This window comes from Acidipropionibacterium timonense (genome assembly GCF_900605005.1).
Lineage (GTDB): Bacteria > Actinomycetota > Actinomycetes > Propionibacteriales > Propionibacteriaceae > Cutibacterium > Cutibacterium timonense.
Genome location: NZ_LR027558.1, coordinates 1 through 17983 on the forward strand (window position 1 = coordinate 1; position 17983 = coordinate 17983).

At 69.7% G+C, this 17983-nt stretch carries 16 protein-coding genes; 9 read left to right on the forward strand and 7 right to left on the reverse strand.

Annotation, left to right across the window (positions count from 1 at the left end; genetic code table 11):
• Nucleotides 1–116 precede the first annotated feature (116 nt).
• The 4 genes from E0E30_RS00005 to ald all read right to left on the reverse strand — a co-directional run bounded on the left by E0E30_RS00005 (nt 117) and on the right by ald (nt 5113).
• On the reverse strand, nt 117–1481 hold the full coding sequence (locus E0E30_RS00005) for a GntP family transporter (RefSeq protein WP_130864541.1): 1365 nt from the start codon (nt 1479–1481) through the stop codon (nt 117–119).
• 5 nt (nt 1482–1486) lie between these two features.
• A complete protein-coding gene (locus tag E0E30_RS00010; protein ID WP_130864542.1) occupies nt 1487–2374 on the reverse strand; it encodes an NAD(P)-dependent oxidoreductase in 888 nt (295 codons plus the stop codon).
• A gap of 29 nt (nt 2375–2403) precedes the next feature.
• Entirely contained in the window at nt 2404–3831 is a 1428-nt protein-coding gene (locus tag E0E30_RS00015; protein ID WP_130864543.1) for a four-carbon acid sugar kinase family protein, read from the reverse strand.
• Between the two features lie 166 nt (nt 3832–3997).
• Entirely contained in the window at nt 3998–5113 is a 1116-nt protein-coding gene (ald, locus tag E0E30_RS00020; protein WP_130864544.1) for an alanine dehydrogenase, read from the reverse strand.
• A gap of 610 nt (nt 5114–5723) precedes the next feature.
• Here ald and E0E30_RS00025 point away from each other — a divergent pair.
• Nucleotides 5724–7241 carry an amino acid permease gene (locus E0E30_RS00025; RefSeq protein ID WP_130866633.1) on the forward strand — a complete coding sequence of 506 codons (1518 nt, stop codon included), beginning with the start codon at nt 5724–5726 and terminating at the stop codon, nt 7239–7241.
• 22 nt (nt 7242–7263) lie between these two features.
• Here E0E30_RS00025 and E0E30_RS00030 read toward each other — a convergent pair whose 3' ends face one another.
• The 3 genes from E0E30_RS00030 to E0E30_RS00040 all read right to left on the reverse strand — a co-directional run bounded on the left by E0E30_RS00030 (nt 7264) and on the right by E0E30_RS00040 (nt 12733).
• A complete protein-coding gene (locus E0E30_RS00030) occupies nt 7264–9528 on the reverse strand; it encodes a 6-phosphofructokinase (RefSeq protein ID WP_130864545.1) in 2265 nt (754 codons plus the stop codon).
• A gap of 80 nt (nt 9529–9608) precedes the next feature.
• Entirely contained in the window at nt 9609–11699 is a 2091-nt protein-coding gene (locus E0E30_RS00035) for an NAD(+) synthase (RefSeq protein WP_130864546.1), read from the reverse strand.
• A gap of 74 nt (nt 11700–11773) precedes the next feature.
• A complete protein-coding gene (locus E0E30_RS00040; protein WP_130864547.1) occupies nt 11774–12733 on the reverse strand; it encodes a carbohydrate kinase family protein in 960 nt (319 codons plus the stop codon).
• 158 nt (nt 12734–12891) lie between these two features.
• Here E0E30_RS00040 and E0E30_RS00045 point away from each other — a divergent pair, with 158 nt between their 5' ends.
• From E0E30_RS00045 to E0E30_RS00080, 8 genes are all read left to right on the forward strand, one after another.
• Nucleotides 12892–13629, forward strand: coding sequence for a L,D-transpeptidase (locus tag E0E30_RS00045; protein ID WP_245306443.1), 738 nt, complete (start codon nt 12892–12894; stop codon nt 13627–13629).
• 64 nt (nt 13630–13693) lie between these two features.
• Nucleotides 13694–14560, forward strand: coding sequence for a PIG-L family deacetylase (locus tag E0E30_RS00050; protein WP_245306444.1), 867 nt, complete (start codon nt 13694–13696; stop codon nt 14558–14560).
• On the forward strand, nt 14557–15129 hold the full coding sequence (locus E0E30_RS00055; protein ID WP_130864549.1) for a hypothetical protein: 573 nt from the start codon (nt 14557–14559) through the stop codon (nt 15127–15129). The genes E0E30_RS00050 and E0E30_RS00055 overlap by 4 nt, the downstream gene beginning before the upstream one ends.
• 48 nt (nt 15130–15177) lie before the next feature.
• Nucleotides 15178–15558, forward strand: coding sequence for a hypothetical protein (locus E0E30_RS00060; protein ID WP_130864550.1), 381 nt, complete (start codon nt 15178–15180; stop codon nt 15556–15558).
• 61 nt (nt 15559–15619) lie between these two features.
• On the forward strand, nt 15620–16639 hold the full coding sequence (locus E0E30_RS00065; RefSeq protein ID WP_167853842.1) for a LacI family DNA-binding transcriptional regulator: 1020 nt from the start codon (nt 15620–15622) through the stop codon (nt 16637–16639).
• Between the two features lie 45 nt (nt 16640–16684).
• On the forward strand, nt 16685–17137 hold the full coding sequence (locus E0E30_RS00070) for a hypothetical protein (protein WP_130864552.1): 453 nt from the start codon (nt 16685–16687) through the stop codon (nt 17135–17137).
• Between the two features lie 141 nt (nt 17138–17278).
• Entirely contained in the window at nt 17279–17590 is a 312-nt protein-coding gene (locus tag E0E30_RS00075) for a type II toxin-antitoxin system RelE/ParE family toxin (RefSeq protein WP_130864553.1), read from the forward strand.
• A complete protein-coding gene (locus tag E0E30_RS00080) occupies nt 17587–17880 on the forward strand; it encodes an addiction module antidote protein (protein ID WP_130864554.1) in 294 nt (97 codons plus the stop codon). The genes E0E30_RS00075 and E0E30_RS00080 overlap by 4 nt, the downstream gene beginning before the upstream one ends.
• Nucleotides 17881–17983 lie beyond the last annotated feature (103 nt).

Below are 17983 nucleotides of genomic sequence, written 5' to 3' on the forward strand. Positions count from 1 at the left end.
GCCTGACCCCACCCCGACAGACCCCACCAGAGCCTGCCGACACACACCACACCGTGAGGATTCACCCCCGGAACCCCCGAGAGTGAATCCTCACGGCATTGCTGCGAGCGGACCACTCAGGACACGATCGCCCACAGTACGCAGGTGATGAGGAATCCGGTGAGTCCGCAGATTGTCGACAGGACGGTCCAGGTCTTGAGGCCGTCCTTGACGGTCAGACCGGTGTACTTGGTGACGATCCAGAACCCGGAGTCGTTGATGTGCGACAGGCCGAGCGCGCCGAAGCCGATGGCCATGAGCACGAGGGCCACCTGGAGCGAGCTGTGACCCCCGGTTGCCACGGAGTTCGACAAGAGGCCGGCGGTCGTGAGGATCGCCACCGTTGCAGACCCCTGGCTGGCTCGCAGGGCGAGTGAGATGACGAAGGCCGTCAACAGCAGGGGCAGGTGGGCGGCCACGAGCGCGTCAGACAGCGCCTTGCCGACGCCGCTGGCGACGAGCACTGAGGCCAGGACGCCGCCGGCGCCGGTGACGAAGACGATGACCGCGACATTGGGCAGGGCGGAGTCGAGGATCTGCCCCCGGGTACCCAGGTCCCAGCCCTGTTGGTGACCGATGACGAGGTAGGCCAGCAGGACGGCGACCATGAGGGCCACCAGGGGTGACCCGACGAGGCCGAGGACGTCGGCGGTCAGGGTCCCGGCGGTGGAGAACTGTTTGCCGACCGTCCCGATCATGATGAGCAGGATCGGCGTCAGGATGAGTGCAACGACCGTCCCAGTTCCGGTGTGGCCACTCGCGTGCGTGTCGATGGTCGTCACGTCATGATCGGCTACCTGATTGCCGATCGGGGTGTCCCCTAGGACGATCTCGTCGGTCTTCATGACCTTGGAGGCGAGGTAGCCGACGACGCCGACCACCGCACACACCGGCAGCGCCACGAGGGTGACCAGGCCCACGTCGCCATTGAGGGTCGCGGCAGCTGCCACCGGCCCGGGATGTGGCGGGACGACGACATGCACCGTGAGCATGACGGCGGCCACCGGAAGCGCGATCCGCAACAGCTTCGTGCCGGTCACCGCTGCGAAGCCGAAGACGATCGGCGCGAGGATGATGAAGCCGACGTCGAAGAAGATCGGGATGCCGAGGATGAAGGCGGCGGCCGTGATCGCTGCGGCGACCCGATGGCGACCCAGGACGGCAGTGAACCGCTCGGCGAGCGTCCGGGCACCGTCAGCCGCCTCGATGACTGCGCCGAGCATGGCGCCGAGGCCGACGACGATGGCGACTGAACCCAGCGTCGATCCCATCCCGTCGGTCAGGGTCTTGACGACCTTTCCCAACGGCACTCCGGTGACCAGGGCCAGCAGGAGGGACACGAGCAGCATCGCCACGAAGGCGCTCATGCGCGCCTTGATGACGAGAACGAGCAGCAGGGCGATCGCGGCGACCGCCAGCAGGAGGAGCACCGTTGTCGACACAGCCCTCACCCCTCGTCGGGGGCGACCACCTTGATGACCTGGGAGTCGTCGATCCCGGCCATTCCGCGGCTCGCACCCTGCAGGTAGAGCTGCTCGGCGGCAGCGGCGACCGGGGTCGACAGCCCCACCGACTTCGCGGCCGAGGTGACGATGCCCATGTCCTTGACGAAGATGTCGAGGCGGCTGCGCACCTCCACCTCGGAACCGTCGTAGGCGTGGAGCATCCGCGGCCCCCGGTCGCCCAGCATGAACGACTCGGCCGCGCCGGCCATGAGGGCCCCGAGGGCCTGCTCCGGGTCGAGCCCCAGGGCCCGGGCCAGGGCGAGCGCCTCGCCGGCGGCGGCGATGTGCACCCCGCACAGCAACTGGTTGACGGTCTTCATGGCCTGCCCGGCACCCGGCTCGTCACCCACCCGCACGAGGGTGGACGCCATGGCGTCGAGGACATCACTGGCCCTGTCCCAGGCCGAGTCGTCGGCGCCGACGACGACGAGCAGGTCACCCTTGCCGGCGCGGGTCGGGCCACCCGAGACGGGGGCGTCGACGATGCCGATGCCGCGCTCCTCGAGCCGACGCGCAGCGGAGACCACCGGGTCGCGTCCCACCGTGGAGGTGAGCAGGACGGTGCTGCCGGGGGCCATGACCTCGGCGACCCCGTCAGGCCCGAAGAGCACGTCCTCAAGCTGGGCCGGGTTGCGCACGGCCAAGAGGACGACCTCGCTGGCGGCCGCGGCCTCGCGGGCGCTGGTGGAGGCGAGGACCCCCTCGGCCACGGCCAGGGCGGTGCGGTCGGGGTTGATGTCGTAGCCGTGGACGGTGAAGGTCCTCGACAGGTGGGTGGCCATCTGGAGCCCCATGGCTCCAAGACCGAGGATGGCGACAGTGCTGGTCATGATGATCTCCTTCGATCGGGTTGGATGGGTCAGTCCTGGAGGGTCGCGACGACCGTGGCCAGGGAGGTCTCGTCGCCGACGTTGCCGGCGAAGACGATGTAGGGGATGCCCCGGGCGGGGCCGTCGACCGGCTCCCACATCGAGACGATGCCGGGCAGCATGGGTCCGCGGACCAGGGCGTGACGGACCTGCAGGCCCTTGGAGGCGACGTCGGACGAAGTGATGCCACCCTTGGCAATGACGAACCGTGGCGGACGGGTGGCGAGGATGGTCCGGACCGTCTCGACGAGCGCGTCGGAGACAGACCGGGCGATACGCAGGGAGTCGTCGGCGTCGACCCCGACGACGAGCTCGCCACCGGCCCGGACGATGACGGTTCCCTCGAGCAACCGCTGGGCGGCCTCGGCGGCGACGCGGGCGATCTCCGCCGCGCGGGTCGTCGGCTCGAGGATGGTCGGCACGTCGAGGAGCAGTTCGGGCGTACCGAACTCGTCCTTGAGGGTCTGGACCTGGCGCTTGGTGAGGCCGACGTGGGACCCGACGGCGACGAGGCCGCCCCGGGCGCCGGTGGTGTCCTGGGTCGCGCCGGCCTGCGGGGCGCACTCGGCCGCCGTGAGCGGGGCCCGTGCCTCCTGACCGATGCGGGCGCGCACGAAGGGAGGACCGACGCGGTGCACGTACCTGCGTCCGTTGGCCTCCGCGCCGGCGAGTCCGAGGGCCAGCAGACGCAGGTCGTTCTCCTCGAGACAGTCGACGACGATCGGCTGACGGTCGTGTGCCGATGACAGCGCCGCGACGAGGTCCTCCCGCGGACCGCGCAGGGTGCCCAGGGTGATCGGCAGGACGTCGTCGGCCTTCCATCGGCCCGAGGACTTCTCCTCGACCCACTCGGCGAGGTTGGAGGACCGGTACCCGAAGGAGGCGTCGGCGGCGAACTCGGTCTGCCCGACCGGGACGTAGCCCGTGGCCGGGTTGCCGGCGTAGTGCACCGAGTCGATGGTGATGCGCCCGGCGTCAGGGAAGGCAGGAACGACGACGATTCCGTCGACCTCGATCCCCTCGACGGCGAGGAGGTCACAGATGGTGTCCGGCTCGAGCGGGAAGTGACCGCGCAGGGTCGAGTCGGAGCGGGAGACGAAGGCCACCTCGGCGCCGGTACGGCGAGCGGCCTCCAGACCGTTGCGGACGACCTCCTCGTTGACCCGCTTGGCGTCGCCGGGGGCGAGGCTGCGCGAGTTCGTCATGACGTAGACGGCGCGGGCTCCGGTACCCAGCGCCCAGGCCAGGTCGTCCACCGTCCACCCGGTGATGACGGGCAGGTCATGGACGGACTGGGTCCCGGTGGGGTCGTCGTCGAGGACGACGAGCACCGGGCAGGCGGTCTCCGCCACCTCCTCGGCGGTGACGCGGGGAGCGGTCGGAAGGTTGGCGGTGAGTTGGTCCAGTGGGATGGTCATGTGAGCACTCCTGCGTGATCAGACCTCTGATGACTTCTTCAGAGTAGCTCACGGGATCCTCGTCGTCCAGACACAGCCGTGAGGATTCACTCTCGGGGGTTCCGGGGGTGAATCCTCACGGTGTGGTGTGTGTCGGCAGGCTCTGGTGGGGTCTGTCGGGGTGGGGTCAGGCCATGACTTCCTGGGGGGTGGTGGTGTCGATGCCGAGGGCTTCGCCGACGGGGGCGGACAGGAGCTTGCCGTCGTGGGTGGTCAGGCCGCGGAGCAGGTCGGTGCGGTGCTGGCAGGCGGTTGTCCAGCCCTGGTCGGCCAGGAGGGTGCAGTAGCGCATGGTGGCGTTGGTCAGGGCGAGGGTCGAGGTGTGGGGGACCGCGCCGGGCATGTTGGCCACGCAGTAGAACACCGAGTCGTGGACCTTGAAGGTGGGGTCCGAGTGGGTCGTGGGGTGGGAGTCCTCGAAGCAGCCGCCCTGGTCGATGGCGATGTCGACGAGCACGGATCCGGGCCGCATCGTCGCGACGGTCTGGTTGCTCACCAGGTGCGGGGTCCGGGCGCCGGGCACCAGGACCGAGCCGATGACCAGGTCGGCGCTCCTGCAGGCCGTCTCGACCGCGAGCGGGGAGGAGTACTCGGTGCGGATCCGGCCGCCGCTCATCTCCTCGATGTACCTCATTCGGGCGACGTTGACGTCGTAGACCGTCACCGTGGCGCCCATGCCGTCGGCCACCCGGGCGGCACACAGGCCGGCGGTGCCGCCACCGAGGACGACGACCTCACCCTTGTGGACTCCCGAGGCCCCACCCAGCAGGGTGCCGTTGCCGCCGGCGGGCTGCATGAGGCAGTTCGCCCCGACCTGCACCGACAGGCGCCCGGCGATCTCCGACATGGGAGACAACAACGGCAAGGAGTGATCGTCCAGCTCGACGGTCTCGTAGGCGATCGAGGTGACCTTGCGGTCCAGCAGTTCCCGGGTCAACGGTTCGTCGGCGGCCAGGTGCAGGTAGGTGAACAGGAGCAGTCCCTCATGCATCCGGTGGTACTCGGCCTCGATCGGCTCCTTGACCTTGAGGATCATCTCGGCGTCGTCCCACACCTTGTCGACATCATCGACCATCGTCGCACCCGCGGCCACATACTCCTGGTCCGCAATGGACGACCCCAAACCGGCACCAGCCTGCACGAACACCTCATGGCCATGCGACACCATCGCATGAACACCAGCCGGCGTCGCCGCCACCCGGAACTCATTGTTCTTGATCTCGGTCGGAACACCAATCCTCATAATGCCCTTCTCCCTTGATGAGCGTTCTCCGACAACAACGTCGGCAAGTCACTCGACTCAGCTTCATGCTAACCGCCGCCGTGACGACGGCCAACGCGGCCCCGTCGGCCCCGACTGACATCTTCGTGTTGGCGCTGACAAGCATCGACGTCTGGGTGCGCGGTGTTCCTGGGTCGGGTGGGCAGGCAGAGGACCCCCGGAAACTCGAGACCCTTTCGTCAGGCGAAAAATCCAGTCCATGATATGTGGACACCACCCCACGGAATGTCACGATTCAATATCTTCCATGGCGTCGTTCCGTGGTGCGGAAAGTGTGTCGTCATTCATCGTGACATCGCGAATCCGGGAGTTACAGTGATGAAAAGTCGGGCGTCCTGGCATGGGTTGCATCCCAGGGAGAAAGTGGGCGACGTCCACATCTCAGGGTGTGTCGATGGGTGCCAGGACGAGCGGTCTGGACGTGTTCGTGACCTCACATCGTCGCGGACGCGCCAGTCACCTCATCGTGGAGGGATTCATGAGCACCAACATCAGGGAATCGGCCCCGGACGAGTCGGACGGGTCGGCGTCGACCGAGACTGCGGAGTACTGGACGGCGGAGACGAGTCAGATGATTCGGCCCCACTGCACGGTGGGCCACGAGGCGAAGGAACTGAGCCGGGGGCTCAAGAACCGTCACCTCCAGCTCATCGCCATCGGCGGAGCCATCGGTACCGGACTCTTCCTGGGGTCGGGTCGGACCATTCACCTGGCCGGACCCTCGATCCTTCTCGTCTACCTCATCATCGGGTTCTTCCTGTTCTTCGTCATGAGGGCCATGGGCGAACTCCTGCTGTCCAACCTCGCGTACAAGTCGTTCGCGGACTTCGCGACCGACCTCATCGGGCCGTGGGCCGGCTTCTACATCGGGTGGACCTATTGGATGTGCTGGGTCGTCATCGGCATCGCGGACACGACGGCCATCTGCGGTTACCTGGCCCTATGGTTCCCGAACCTTCCCAAGTGGATTCCCGCGCTCTGCGTCGTCCTGTTGCTGACGACCCTCAACATGGTCGCGGTGAAGCTCTTCGGTGAGATGGAGTTCTGGTTCGCGATGATCAAGATCGTCACGATCATCGCGCTCATCCTGGTCGGCGGCTACCTGGCCGTCACGGGGTTCACGCCCCCGAACGGCGCCCCGACGTCGAGCGTCACCCACCTGTGGGATCGCGGCGGGTTCTTCCCGACCGGGTTCACCGGATTCATCGCCGGATTCCAGATCGCGATCTTCTCGTTCCAGGGCATCGAGATGGCCGGTACGGCCGCCGCGGAGACCGCCGACCCGGAGCAGAACCTGCCCAAGGCCATCAACTCCATCCCGGCCCGCGTCATCATCTTCTACGTGCTGGCCCTGGGGGTCATCATGTCGGTGCAGCCGTGGGACCTCATCGACCCGAACAACTCACCCTTCGTCGAGATGTTCAGCTTCATCGGCGTCCTCATCGCCTTCCACGTCATCAACTTCGTCGTCCTCACCTCGGCGGCGTCGTCGGCCAACTCGGGGGTCTTCTCGACGTCTCGCGTCATGTACGGCCTGGCGAGGGAGAAGAATGCCCCGGGACGATTCGCCTTCCTGTCGGATCGGCACATCCCGCGCAACGCGCTCATCCTCACCGCCTTCTGCATCTCCCCGGCCATCGTCCTCGTCATGCTGTCGGACTCGGTGATGGACGCCTTCAGTCTCGTCGCCGGCGTCTCATCGGTGCTCTACATCTCGGTGTGGGGCCTCATCCTCGTGTGCTACCTGCAGTACCTGCGCAAGTACCCGCAGCGGCATGCCGAATCGGCCTTCCGCATGCCGGCGGGGCGGTTCATGTCCTGGGCCGGCCTGGTGTTCTTCGTCGTCATCCTCATCATCCTCGGATTCGACGAGGAGTCGCGGATCGCGCTCATCGCCGCACCCATCTGGGTGGCGTTCCTGGCCGTCGTCTACCGGATGCTTCGGGAGACGCGCGCCGGCGCCACACCGATCGACTTCGACGCGCAACGAGCCATCGCCGCCGAACGGGTCCGCCAGCACGTCGACGAGTTGAGGTCGTCCGGAGCATCGTCGACGTCACGCCGCGGCCGGCGCCGGCCACGCACCTGAGGGGCGGTGAGGATCTCGCCGCTCAGCGCACCTCGTCGGAGACCGTCCGGGCGATGTCGCGCAGCTGGAGCCACCACTGGTCGCGAGGACGCCGATGCACCGAGTCGACCAGGCCGGGCATGAGGAGCATGTCGCCGGTGCGCACCTGACCGTCCTGGAGCCCGATGAAGGACGCCCCATCGGTCCCGGCGGCGAGTTCGTCGTCGATGAGGTTGAGCGCCCGGTAGGCGAACCGGGTGGCCAGCAGCCGGTCGAAGGGGGAGGGGGACCCGCCCTGCTGGATGTGCCCCAGCACCACCTGACGGACGTCGTAGGCCCCCTGCGACTCCTCCTCGAGCACCTTGGCGATGAAGTCGGTCGTGTAGTTGGCCGACGCCTTCTCGTTGCGCACCGCCAGGAACAGACGCCGGCCGTTGGCGAAGGACTCGCGCAGCCAGTGGACGTCGGCGGCGAGCTTGTCGAGGCTGATCCCGTCCTCGTTGAGGTAGATCCGCTCGGCCCCCGCCGCGATCCCCGACATCATCGCCAGGTAGCCGCAGTTCTTGCCCATGGTCTCGACGACGAAACAGCGCCGTGAGGCGATGCCCGACTCCTTGATCTTGTCCATGGCCTCGACGATGACGTTGAGGGCGGTGTCGGCCCCGATGGACAGCTCCGAGCCGGGCAGGTTGTTGTCGATGGACGCCGGGATGCACACCGTCGGCATCCGGAAGGCGGGGTAGCGGTCCCGCTCGGTCGTCATGAGATGGACGGCGTCATAGGCCGAGTAGCCGCCGATGACGATGAGCCCGTCGACCCGCTGGTCCTCCAGGGCCCGACTCATGGCGTAGAGGTCCGCGGTCGTCGGCACCTCGCGGCGAGTGCCGAGTTCGGCGCCTCCCTCGCCGGTCCAGCCCTCCACGTCGGACCAGCCCAGCTCGGAGATGTCGGCCCTGGCCAGCCCGACGAAACCGTTGTGGATCCCCAGCACGGTGTGCCCGCGCGAGATGGCCAGCCGCGCTGCGGCCCGGGCGGCGGTGTTCATGCCCGGTGCGGGACCGCCGGCGTGCATGATCGCGATGCGCCGGTGATCGCGCGGGTCGGTGCCCTCGGTGGACGTGCGGGCCGGCTCGGCGAGCTCGGTGAAGATGGCGTCCATCTCGGTGAACGACCGTCCGCGCATGCGCATGGCCTCGGTGTACCGGCCGGCCTCGATGAGTCGCGGCACCTCCTGGGTGTCGTGGACCGCTCCCATGAGATCGACCCGGCACACCCGGTTGCCGCGGGTGCCGATGACCCTCCCCTCGGACTGCGGGGTGGCGGTGAGCACCTCGTGGACGGCGTGGTAGCCCAGCCAGGTCGACGCCCACCGGTCGTAGGCCGACGGCGTCCCGCCGCGCTGGACGTGCCCCAGGATCGTCACCCGGGCGTCCTCGCCGAGCCGGTCGGTGAGGACCTGGCGGACGTACGCGGAGCTGATGGGGTTGCCCTGGCGATCGGTCGCGCCCTCGGCGACGACGACGATGGAGTCGCGGCGTCCGGCCTGACGGCCCCGTCGCAACTCGGCGCACATGAGGTCCTCCCAGCCCGGCTCGGGCGGGCACTCCGGGACGAGGACGTAGTCGGCGCCACCGGCGATGGCCGACATGAGCGCCAGGTATCCGCAGTGACGCCCCATGACCTCGACGACGAAGGACCGCTGGTGGCTGGCGGCGGTCGAGGTGAGGTCGTCGATGGCGTCGACGATGCGGTGCAGGGCGGTGTCCGCGCCGATCGTCATGTCCGAGCCGACGAGGTCGTTGTCGATCGACCCGACGAGCCCGGCGATCATGAGGCTGGGGTGGGCGGCGGCGACGTCGGCGTCGAGGTCACCGGTCGCCACGAGTTCCTCGAGCAGCCCCGACCACTCGCTGCGCAGGAGGTTGAGCCCGGTGAGCGACCCGTCACCGCCGATGACGACGAGCCGGTCGATGCCGTGCTCCATGAGGTTGCGCACGGCCTTGAGCCGGCCCGAACGCTCGCGCATGTCCTTGGACCGGAAGGTCCCGATGACGGTGCCGCCGCGGTTGAGGATCGAACCGACGTCGTCCCACCCGAAGGGGCGGATCCCGTCACCGCCGTCGATCATGCCTTGGTAACCCTCGAAGATGGCGAAGACCTGGGCGCCCACCGACAGGGCCGAACGCACGACGGCCCGGACCGCGGCGTTCATGCCCTGGGCGTCGCCGCCGCTGGTGAGGATGCCGATGCGCACCCCCGGGGACTGGGGAAGGTCAGGAGTGATGTCAACCGTCTGCGGAGAAGTCACGGGTCCATCTTGCCGCGACCCGGCTCGGGACACCCCGGCCGTGCCCGAGGAACCCGCCGCGCCTCGACTCGACGTCCCCCTCAGCTCTCCGGGACGGTCGCCAGGTCGTCGAGCCAGGCGCGGGCCACGGCGTCCGAGGGCATCCGCCAGTCACCACGGGGGCTGAGCGACCCACCGGCGACGACCTTGGGCCCGTTGGGCAGCGTCGAGCGCTTGAACTGGTTGGCGACGAACCGCTTGAGGAACAGCCGCGTCCACTCGGTGATGGTCGCCAGGTCGTAGGAGTGCCGGTCCTCGTCGCGGAATCCCGGTGGCCAGGCACCGGTGGCGGCGTCGGCCCAGGCATGGTGGGACAGGTAGACGATGCGACTGGGCGACATCCCGCGACGCAGCAGGTGGTACAGGGTGAAGTCCTGGAGCTCGTAGGGTCCGATCCTCGCCTGGGTCGACTGGATCTGCTCGCCGGGCCTGGCCGGGACGAGCTCGGGGGAGATCTCGGTGCCCAGCACCGACTCGAGGACCTCGTCGGTGGCGGCGTTGAACTGCTCTGAGGAGATGCACCAGCGGATGAGGTGCTGGATGAGCGTCTTGGGCACCCCGGTGTTGACGCCGTAGTGGCTCATCTGGTCACCGACGCCGAAGGTGCACCAACCGAGGGCGAGCTCGGAGAGGTCGCCGGTGCCCAGGACGATCCCGCCGCGTTGGTTGGCGAGGCGGAAGAGGTAGTCGTAGCGCATTCCGGCCTGGACGTTCTCGAAGGTGACGTCGTAGACGGGCTCCCCGTCCCCGGCCGGGTGGCCCATGGCCTTGAGCATGGCGGTGCAGGCCGGACGGATGTCGAGCACCTCGCACGGCACACCGAGGGCCCGACACAGGGCCAGGGCGTTGTTCTTCGTGTGATCGGTCGTGGCGAACCCCGGCATGGTGTAGGCGAGGATGTCGCTGCGAGGGCGTCCTGCCTGGTCCATGGCCTTGGCGGCCACGAGCAGGGCATGGGTGGAGTCGAGCCCGCCCGAGACGCCGATGACGACCTTGGCCCCGCCGATGGCCTCCAGACGGCGTCGCAGCCCGTAGACCTGGATGTTGTAGGCCTCGTAGCAGTCCTGGGCGAGCAGGTCGGGGTCGGCCGGGACGAAGGGGAAGCGGCTCACCGGGCGTTCCAGACCGATGTCGGTGCGCGGCGGGTCGAGCTCGAAGTCGACGGTGCGCCAGGCGAGCGGGTCGATGCCCAGGGCCACGGCGTTGTCGTCGAAGGACCCCTGCCGGGTCCGCTCCTGGCGCAGGGCGACGAGGTCGACGTCGGCGAGCGCGACATTCGGCCCGGTCGCGAACCGCGCCGTGGCGGCCAGCAGGGACCCGTTCTCGTAGATCATCGTCTGTCCGTCCCAGGACAGGTCGGTGCTCGACTCGCCGGGACCGGCGGCGGCGTAGACGTACGCCTGGAGGTTCTTGGCCGAGGCGACCTGGCACAGGTCGTGCCGCTCCCGGGACTTGCCGACGGTGATGGGCGACCCGGAGAGGTTGAGCTCGACGGTCGCCCCGGCCAGCGCCGCCCGGGACCCGGGCGAGACGGGAACCCAGAGGTCCTCGCACACCTCGACGTGGACGACGAGCCCCGGGATGTCGACGGCCCGGAAGAGCAGGTCGTCACCGAAGGGCACCTCGGTGGGCTCGGTGCGCGCGTCGGTGGGGCCCGTGCCGGCCGGCAGGTCCAGGGTGATGACGCCGATCCGGTCGCCGGCGTCGGCCCCCGAGGCGAAGTGCCGCTTCTCGTAGAACTCACGGTAGTTCGGCAGGTACGACTTCGGCACGGCGCCGAGCACCACCCCGCGATGGATGAGGACGGCGCAGTTGTAGAGCCGGTTGGACGCCCGCAGCGGGGCCCCGACGACGATGACCGGCAGCAGCTCGCGGGACGCCTCGCGGATGGCTCCCAAGGCGGCCAGGACGGCGTCGAGGACGGCGTCCTGGAGGAGCAGGTCGTCGATCTGGTAGCCGGTGAGGCACAGCTCGGGGAAGACGGCCACCCCCACGCCTCGCTCCGACAGCTGTCGGGCGGTCGCGATGATGCCCTCGGCATTGCTCATGGGGTCGGCGATGTGGACCGTCGTCGTGCACGCGGCCACCCGCGCGAAACCCTGGTCGTAGCAGGAGTGGAAGTTGCCGTTCACCCCGTCAGTCTTGCAGACCCGGCGGCCACGGGGGACCGGTCCGGGCCGCCGCGCAGCGCCCCCGGCCGGGGCCCTCAGCCCAGCTCGGCCAGGGTGGGCGGGTTCGCCCCGGCCCGTGAGACCGTGATCCCGGCGATGCGCGTGCAGCGTTCGAGGACCGCGCGCAGGGTCGCGCCGTCGATGCGACCCAGCTCGTCGCGGTGCTCGACGCCCAGCAGCCCGGCGCTCCACAGGCCGTCGATGAGCCCGGACATGAAGGAGTCGCCGGCCCCGACGGTGTCGACGACGTTGACGTGAGCGGCCGGCACCCGCACCTCGAGGCCGTCGCTCGTCATGGCCACGACCCCCTGACCGCCCCGGGTCATGACGACGATCCGCGGTCCCAGGCTGAGCCAGCCGCGCTGGACCTCCTCCGGGTCGGCGCCCTCACCGAGCCAGGCGAGGTCCTCGTCGGAGGCCTTGACGACGTCGGCCAGCCGGACGCACTCCTCGACGAGGCGGCGTCCCCGGGCGGGATCGCCGAGCAGGTCGGGACGGATGTTGGGGTCGTAGGTGACGGTGGCGCGATGTCCGGCGGCGCCCAGGGCCGCCAGGACGGCGTCACGCCCAGGAGCGAGGACCGAGGCGATCGATCCGCTGTGGACGACGACGTGGTCCTGGGTGAGGGCTGCCCGGGGCAGGGCCCACTCGAGGTCGAAGGAGTACGTGGCCTGCCCGTCGGCGGCCAGCGTGGCGGTCGCGGTCGCGGTCCGCACGGCCTGCCGCGACTGCTCCTGGACGATGACGCCGTCGCGCTCCAGGTGGGCGTCGATGGCCCCGCCGTGCTCGTCGGTGCCGTACCAGGTGGCCAGCTCGACCCGCCGTCCCAACCGCGCCAGGCCGATGGCGACGTTCATGGGAGACCCGCCGGGATGCTCGGCGACGCTCGACCCGTCGACGACGACATCGATGAGGGCCTCGCCGATGACGAGCGCCGAACCGGGCTCACCCTGCGGGGCGGTGGTCCGGGACTGGGGTGCGGGGGTCTGGGACATGGGAACTCCTGCCGTCGGGGTCGTGGTCCCAGTGTGCCCCGTGTCCACCCGGAGCGGACGAGGCGGGTCGGAGGCTGCTGCTGGTGCCGTCGCGGGAGTGTCGACCGGCGCGTCGAGTCCCCTCGTGGTGGGCGACCGCATGTCCTAGTGTGGATGACGTGCGTGGTCCCGCTCGGCTCCGGCGGTCCGGCTCCCGTGCCCTGGCCGTCACGTTGATCCTGCCCCTCGTCGGATGTGCGACGGCGGGGCTGTCGGCCACGCCCTCCTCCTGTCTCGACGCCGTCCCCGGGGCCGGCGACGCCCGCGCCAGGTCCCTCGTGGGGACCGAGGCCTGCCAGGCGGGGCCGGCCGGTCCTTCCACCGCGGCCGCAGCGCGTCAGGCGGGGATGGCCGTCGACCCACCCGCCGCCACGGCGTCAGCCCCTGTCGCGGCACCAGGGGGGCCCTCGGTCGCGGCGGTTCCGGCGGCGTCGCTGGCGGTCGGTGAGCCCTCGAGTGCGGGCCGGGGAACCTACGTGTTGTGGATCAAGGCCGAGAACCACGTCTACCTCGTGCGCTCGGGGCGGGTGGCGCGTGTCATGGCGACCACCGGTCTGCCGTGGAAGACACCCGTGGGCGACTACAAGGTGCAGTACAAGGAGCGGAAGGCGGCGTCCTTCGAGGACGGCGTCCACTGGACCCTGCCGTACTTCATCGCCTTCTACCGGCGTCCGGGTGCCAGCGGCGACATCGCCTTCCATCAGATCCCCACCGACCCCCGGGGGGCGCCGGCCCAGACGGTGGCCTCGCTCGGGCAGCCCGGACTGGCCAGCCACGGCTGCGCCCGCCTGGCTCCGGCCGACGCCCGGGCGGTGTGGGACTTCACCCGCGAGGGGACGCAGGTGCGGGTCCGCTGAGCCGGGCAGCCCGCCCCGCGGTCGATCCCGGCGTCGGGAACAGGGTGCGGACATAATGGCCCCCATGGCCACCATCGTCTTCTTCCACGCCCATCCCGACGACGAGTCCTCCTCGACCGCCGGGACGATGGCCATGGCGGCGCGGCGCGGGCACCGGGTGGTCCTCGTCACCGCCACCGGAGGGGAGTGCGGGGAAACCCCCGACGATCTGCGCCCGGGTGAGTCCGTCGCCGAGCGTCGCGCCGCGGAGCTGCGCCGGGCGGCGTCGGTCATCGGCGTCCACCGGGTGGTGGGGCTCGGCTACCGCGACTCCGGCATGACCGGATGGCCGCAGAACCACCTGTCGGGCAGCTTCCTCGACGCCGACCTGGACCGGGCCGGGCGCAGCCTGGCCGACGTCCTCGACGAGGAGGACGCCGACGCCCTCGTCGGCTACGACTGGCACGGCAACTACGGCCATCCCGACCACATCAAGGTGCACCAGGTCGGGTGGCGGGCAGTCGAACTGGCCGCGCGCCCGCCGAGGGTGCTCGAGGTGACGATGAACCGTGACCACCTCAACCGGGTCATCGACGCCGTCACCCCCGAGGTCGGTCCGATGCACCTGCCCGACGCCCGCGTCCCCGGTGACGACGGCAACCCCCTGGGCACCCCGGAGGACGAGGTGCGCTGGGCCGTCGACGTGCAGGACCTGCTCGACGTCAAGCGCACCGCCCTGGCCTGCCATGCCAGCCAGCGCACCGACATCGAGGGGTTCACGTCGCTGCCGCCGGAGATCTTCCGCCAGACCTTCGGCTGGGAGTTCTTCCGCGAGCCGGGCCTCGAGGGGGCCCTCACCGTCGGCTGGCCCTTCGAGGGCGGTCCGTGGCCCGGCACGACCTTCCACTGCAGTTGCCTGGGGCACCGTCAGGACGAGGGGTTGGCCTCGTGAGCCGCGGTCGACGCCGCCCGCCGCGTCCGGTGGGGCTGGACCGGATCACCGGTCACGGCGGGGACGACGTCGCCGGAGCCCATGACAAGGGCGCCGCGCGCCGGTGGAATGACGATCCGGGGGCGGAGTCGGCCCGGGTCGGACGCGCCGCCGTCGCCCTGGCCTGCGCCGGAGCCGGGATCGGCCTGGTGTGGGGGCTGTCGTGGGTGCTGTGGGCGTTGTCGGGAACGGGCCCCTCCGTCCCGGTGACCGGGATCCTCGGCGGGGTCCTCGTCGGGATGCTCGCCGGACTGGGGGTGGCCGCCGTGCTGCTCGTCCCGGTGCTCGTGGCCGCCGCCCTGGGTGGACGCCGTCTGGCCGGGCGGCATCGGGCCCAGCGCCTGTGGGGTGGCGGAGTCGGCCTGCTGGCCGGGTTCCTCGGGCTGTGGGGGGCCGTCCTCGTCCTGGCCTCCTGGGGGCAGGTGGCCCAGTTCACCTGGCCGGCCTGGGTGCTCGCGGTGGCCGCCGGAGCGCTCGTCACGCCGTGGGTCATCGACGGCCGGGCGGGGCGGAACTCTCCCCTTCGCTGAGAGCGTCGCGATGCGCGGAGACGGTGTCGCCTCGCCTAGAGTGGCCCCATGAGTCACACCCCTGCCAGCACCGATGTGCCCGCCCTCCTGCGCTGGTCGGCGTGGATCGCCGTGGGATCGGTCGTCGTCCAGGCCGCCATCGCCTCCTTCATGCTCTCGGGGGTGCACCACCTGGGTCAGGCCCACGCCGGCTTCGGCTACCTCACCCTGGCCTCGGGCATCGTCGCCGCCGTGGCCGCCGTCCTCTGGAAGCGTCGTGGCGGTCCGGCCGGGGTCATGGGCCATGCCCTGGGCATGGCCGTGCTGCTCGTCATCCAGTTCGCCCTGGGAGAGATGGGACACCCGGTCAAGTGGGTGCACGTCGCTCTGGGCGTCGTCATCGTCCTGGGACTCGTCGGACTGCCGATGAGCCTGTCGCGCAAGAAGTGAGTCGTCCTTCCGTGGGCACCCGACCGTGAGCGCCACCAGACCGCCCAGGTCGCGCCGTCGGGTGACCTCCTTCGACGTCGCCGAACTGGCCGGGGTCTCCCGCAGCGCGGTGTCGCTCGTCCTCAACGGGCGGGCCGAGGGACTCATCTCCGCCGAGAACCAGGAGGCGGTGCGCCGGGCCGCCGCCGAACTGGGCTACCGACCCAACCGTGTCGCCCGCTCCCTGCGTGACAGGTCGACGCACACCATCGGGGTGGTCACCGACACCATCGTCTCGGGAGCCTTCGGTGGAGCCATGATCACAGGCGCCGGGGTGCGCGCCGCCCGCGACGACTACCTCCTGTTCGTCATGGGCACCGAGGGACGCGCCGAGCGGGAGGACGAGGTCATCGGTGCCCTCCAGGCCCGTCAGGTCGACGCCCTCGTCTACGCCGCGGAGGGCCTGCACTCGTGGACCCCGCCGCAGGCCTTCCGGGACGAGCCGAACATCCTGCTCGACGCCTTCGACCCCACCGGGACGAGCCTGTGCGTCGTCAGCGACGAGGAGATCGGCGGCTACCGGGCCACCAGGATGCTGCTCGACGCCGACCACCGTCGCATCGCCTATCTCCACGGCACCATCTCTGTCACCGCCACCGGGCGACGGATGGTCGGTCACGACCGGGCCATGGCGGAGGCCGGCCTGCGGGCCGAGAAGGTCGAGTGTGGTTGGGAGATCGACCGCGGGCTCGAGGACGGAACCCGGGTGCTCGACCGGCCCGATCGGGCCGTCGGCGGGCAACCGGTGCGACCCACGGCCGTCCTGTGTGGCAACGACCGGGTGGCCGCCGGGGTGCTGCTGGCCGCCGCACGGCTCGGGCTGCGAGTGCCGCAGGACGTCTCCGTCGTCGGCTACGACGACGACCCCAACGTCGCCCCCCAGTTGGGGCTGAGCACCGTCTGCCTGCCGCACCGGGCCATGGGGGAGCGGGCCATGGACCTGCTCCTCGAGCGGCTCGCGGGCAGGACCCACGAGCCCGGTGAGGTGCGTGTCGACTCGCCGGCGGTCGAGCGGGCCTCGGTCGCCCCGCCGGCACGGTGAGATCATCGCCGGCCGTCGAGGTCGGCCTGACGGGAGGAACGCATCATGACGTCCCGCCGATCCGCTGACGCGATGGGGCTGGTCGGTGCCCTGGTGTACCTGGCATTCGTCGTCGTGGCCGTGTCGATCCCCATGCTGCTCATTCCCTTGGCGCTGTGCCACGTGTTCGAGGAGTGTCAGCTGACGTTCCGGTGGACGATCGGGACGATCGTCCTCACCTCAATCGGGTTCTTCGTCCTCGCCGTCGGTGTGTCACTGTTCATGGGACTTCTCGTTCGAGCGGTGCCGAGACTCGGCCATCCTGCGATCAACGGAGCTGTCAAGGGCCTGGTCGAGGTCGGGCTTCTGTGGTGGTTCTACGGGTTGCTCATCGAACCGTCCGGTCATGCTCTGCTCGCCAGTGTGGTCCTCACCGTCTTCTGCCTTGTGACGGAGCCGATCCTGGATCGTGCGCTCGATCGGCAGCGGCGAGGCGGGGTCGGCCCCAGCGACACCTGACATGAGGGCATCGAGGTCGTGGCGAACCGCCGGCTGCTCGCGTTTGAGGAGTTGGGTGAGCACCGGGTGCGAGCATGTGGAGGCCTACGTTGTGGGCGGATGGGTCGAGGACCTCGATCATGTGTCGACTAGAATCGACACATGATCGAGGTCCTCACCACTCAGGAGTTCGATCGATGGTTGCGTAGGCTGAAGGACAGGCAGGGTCGACTTCGGATTCTGTCCCGACTCGATCGCCTCGCGACTGGCAACCTCGGCGACATCAAGCCAGTGGGTGACGGGGTTCTGGAGCTTCGTCTGACGTTTGGTCCCGGTTACCGGATTTACCTGACCAAGCGGGATGGCCAGATCGTTCTGCTGCTGTGCGGCGGCGACAGGTCGAGTCAAGCCGCCGACATCGTCCGGGCCCGCCAGCTGGCGGCTCGATGGAACCTGGAAGGAGGGCAACGATGAGTGAGGCCTACCGACATTTTGACGCCGCGGACTATCTCGAGAACATCGAGGATGTCGCAGGATATCTACAGCTTGCGCTCGAGGAATCGGGTGAGGATCCGGCGGCGGTGCCGCGCGCCCTGGGCGTCATCGCCCGTTCCGGGAACATGAGTGAGCTCGCTCGTCGCGTGGGCATGAGTCGCGACGGCCTCTACAAGGCGTTGTCCGACCAGGGCAATCCCACCTGGTCGACCGTCTGGAAGGTCTGCGAGGCGTTGGGCCTCAAGGTGTCCGTCCACGCAGTGGCTTGAGGCGTCGCGCAAGGGTCCACTCGATGGTGGGGTGCCGTCGCGCCGTGGCGCGGGTTCCTCAGGGGGCCAGCCACATCGGTCGGCGGTTGTGTCGTGCGCGGTG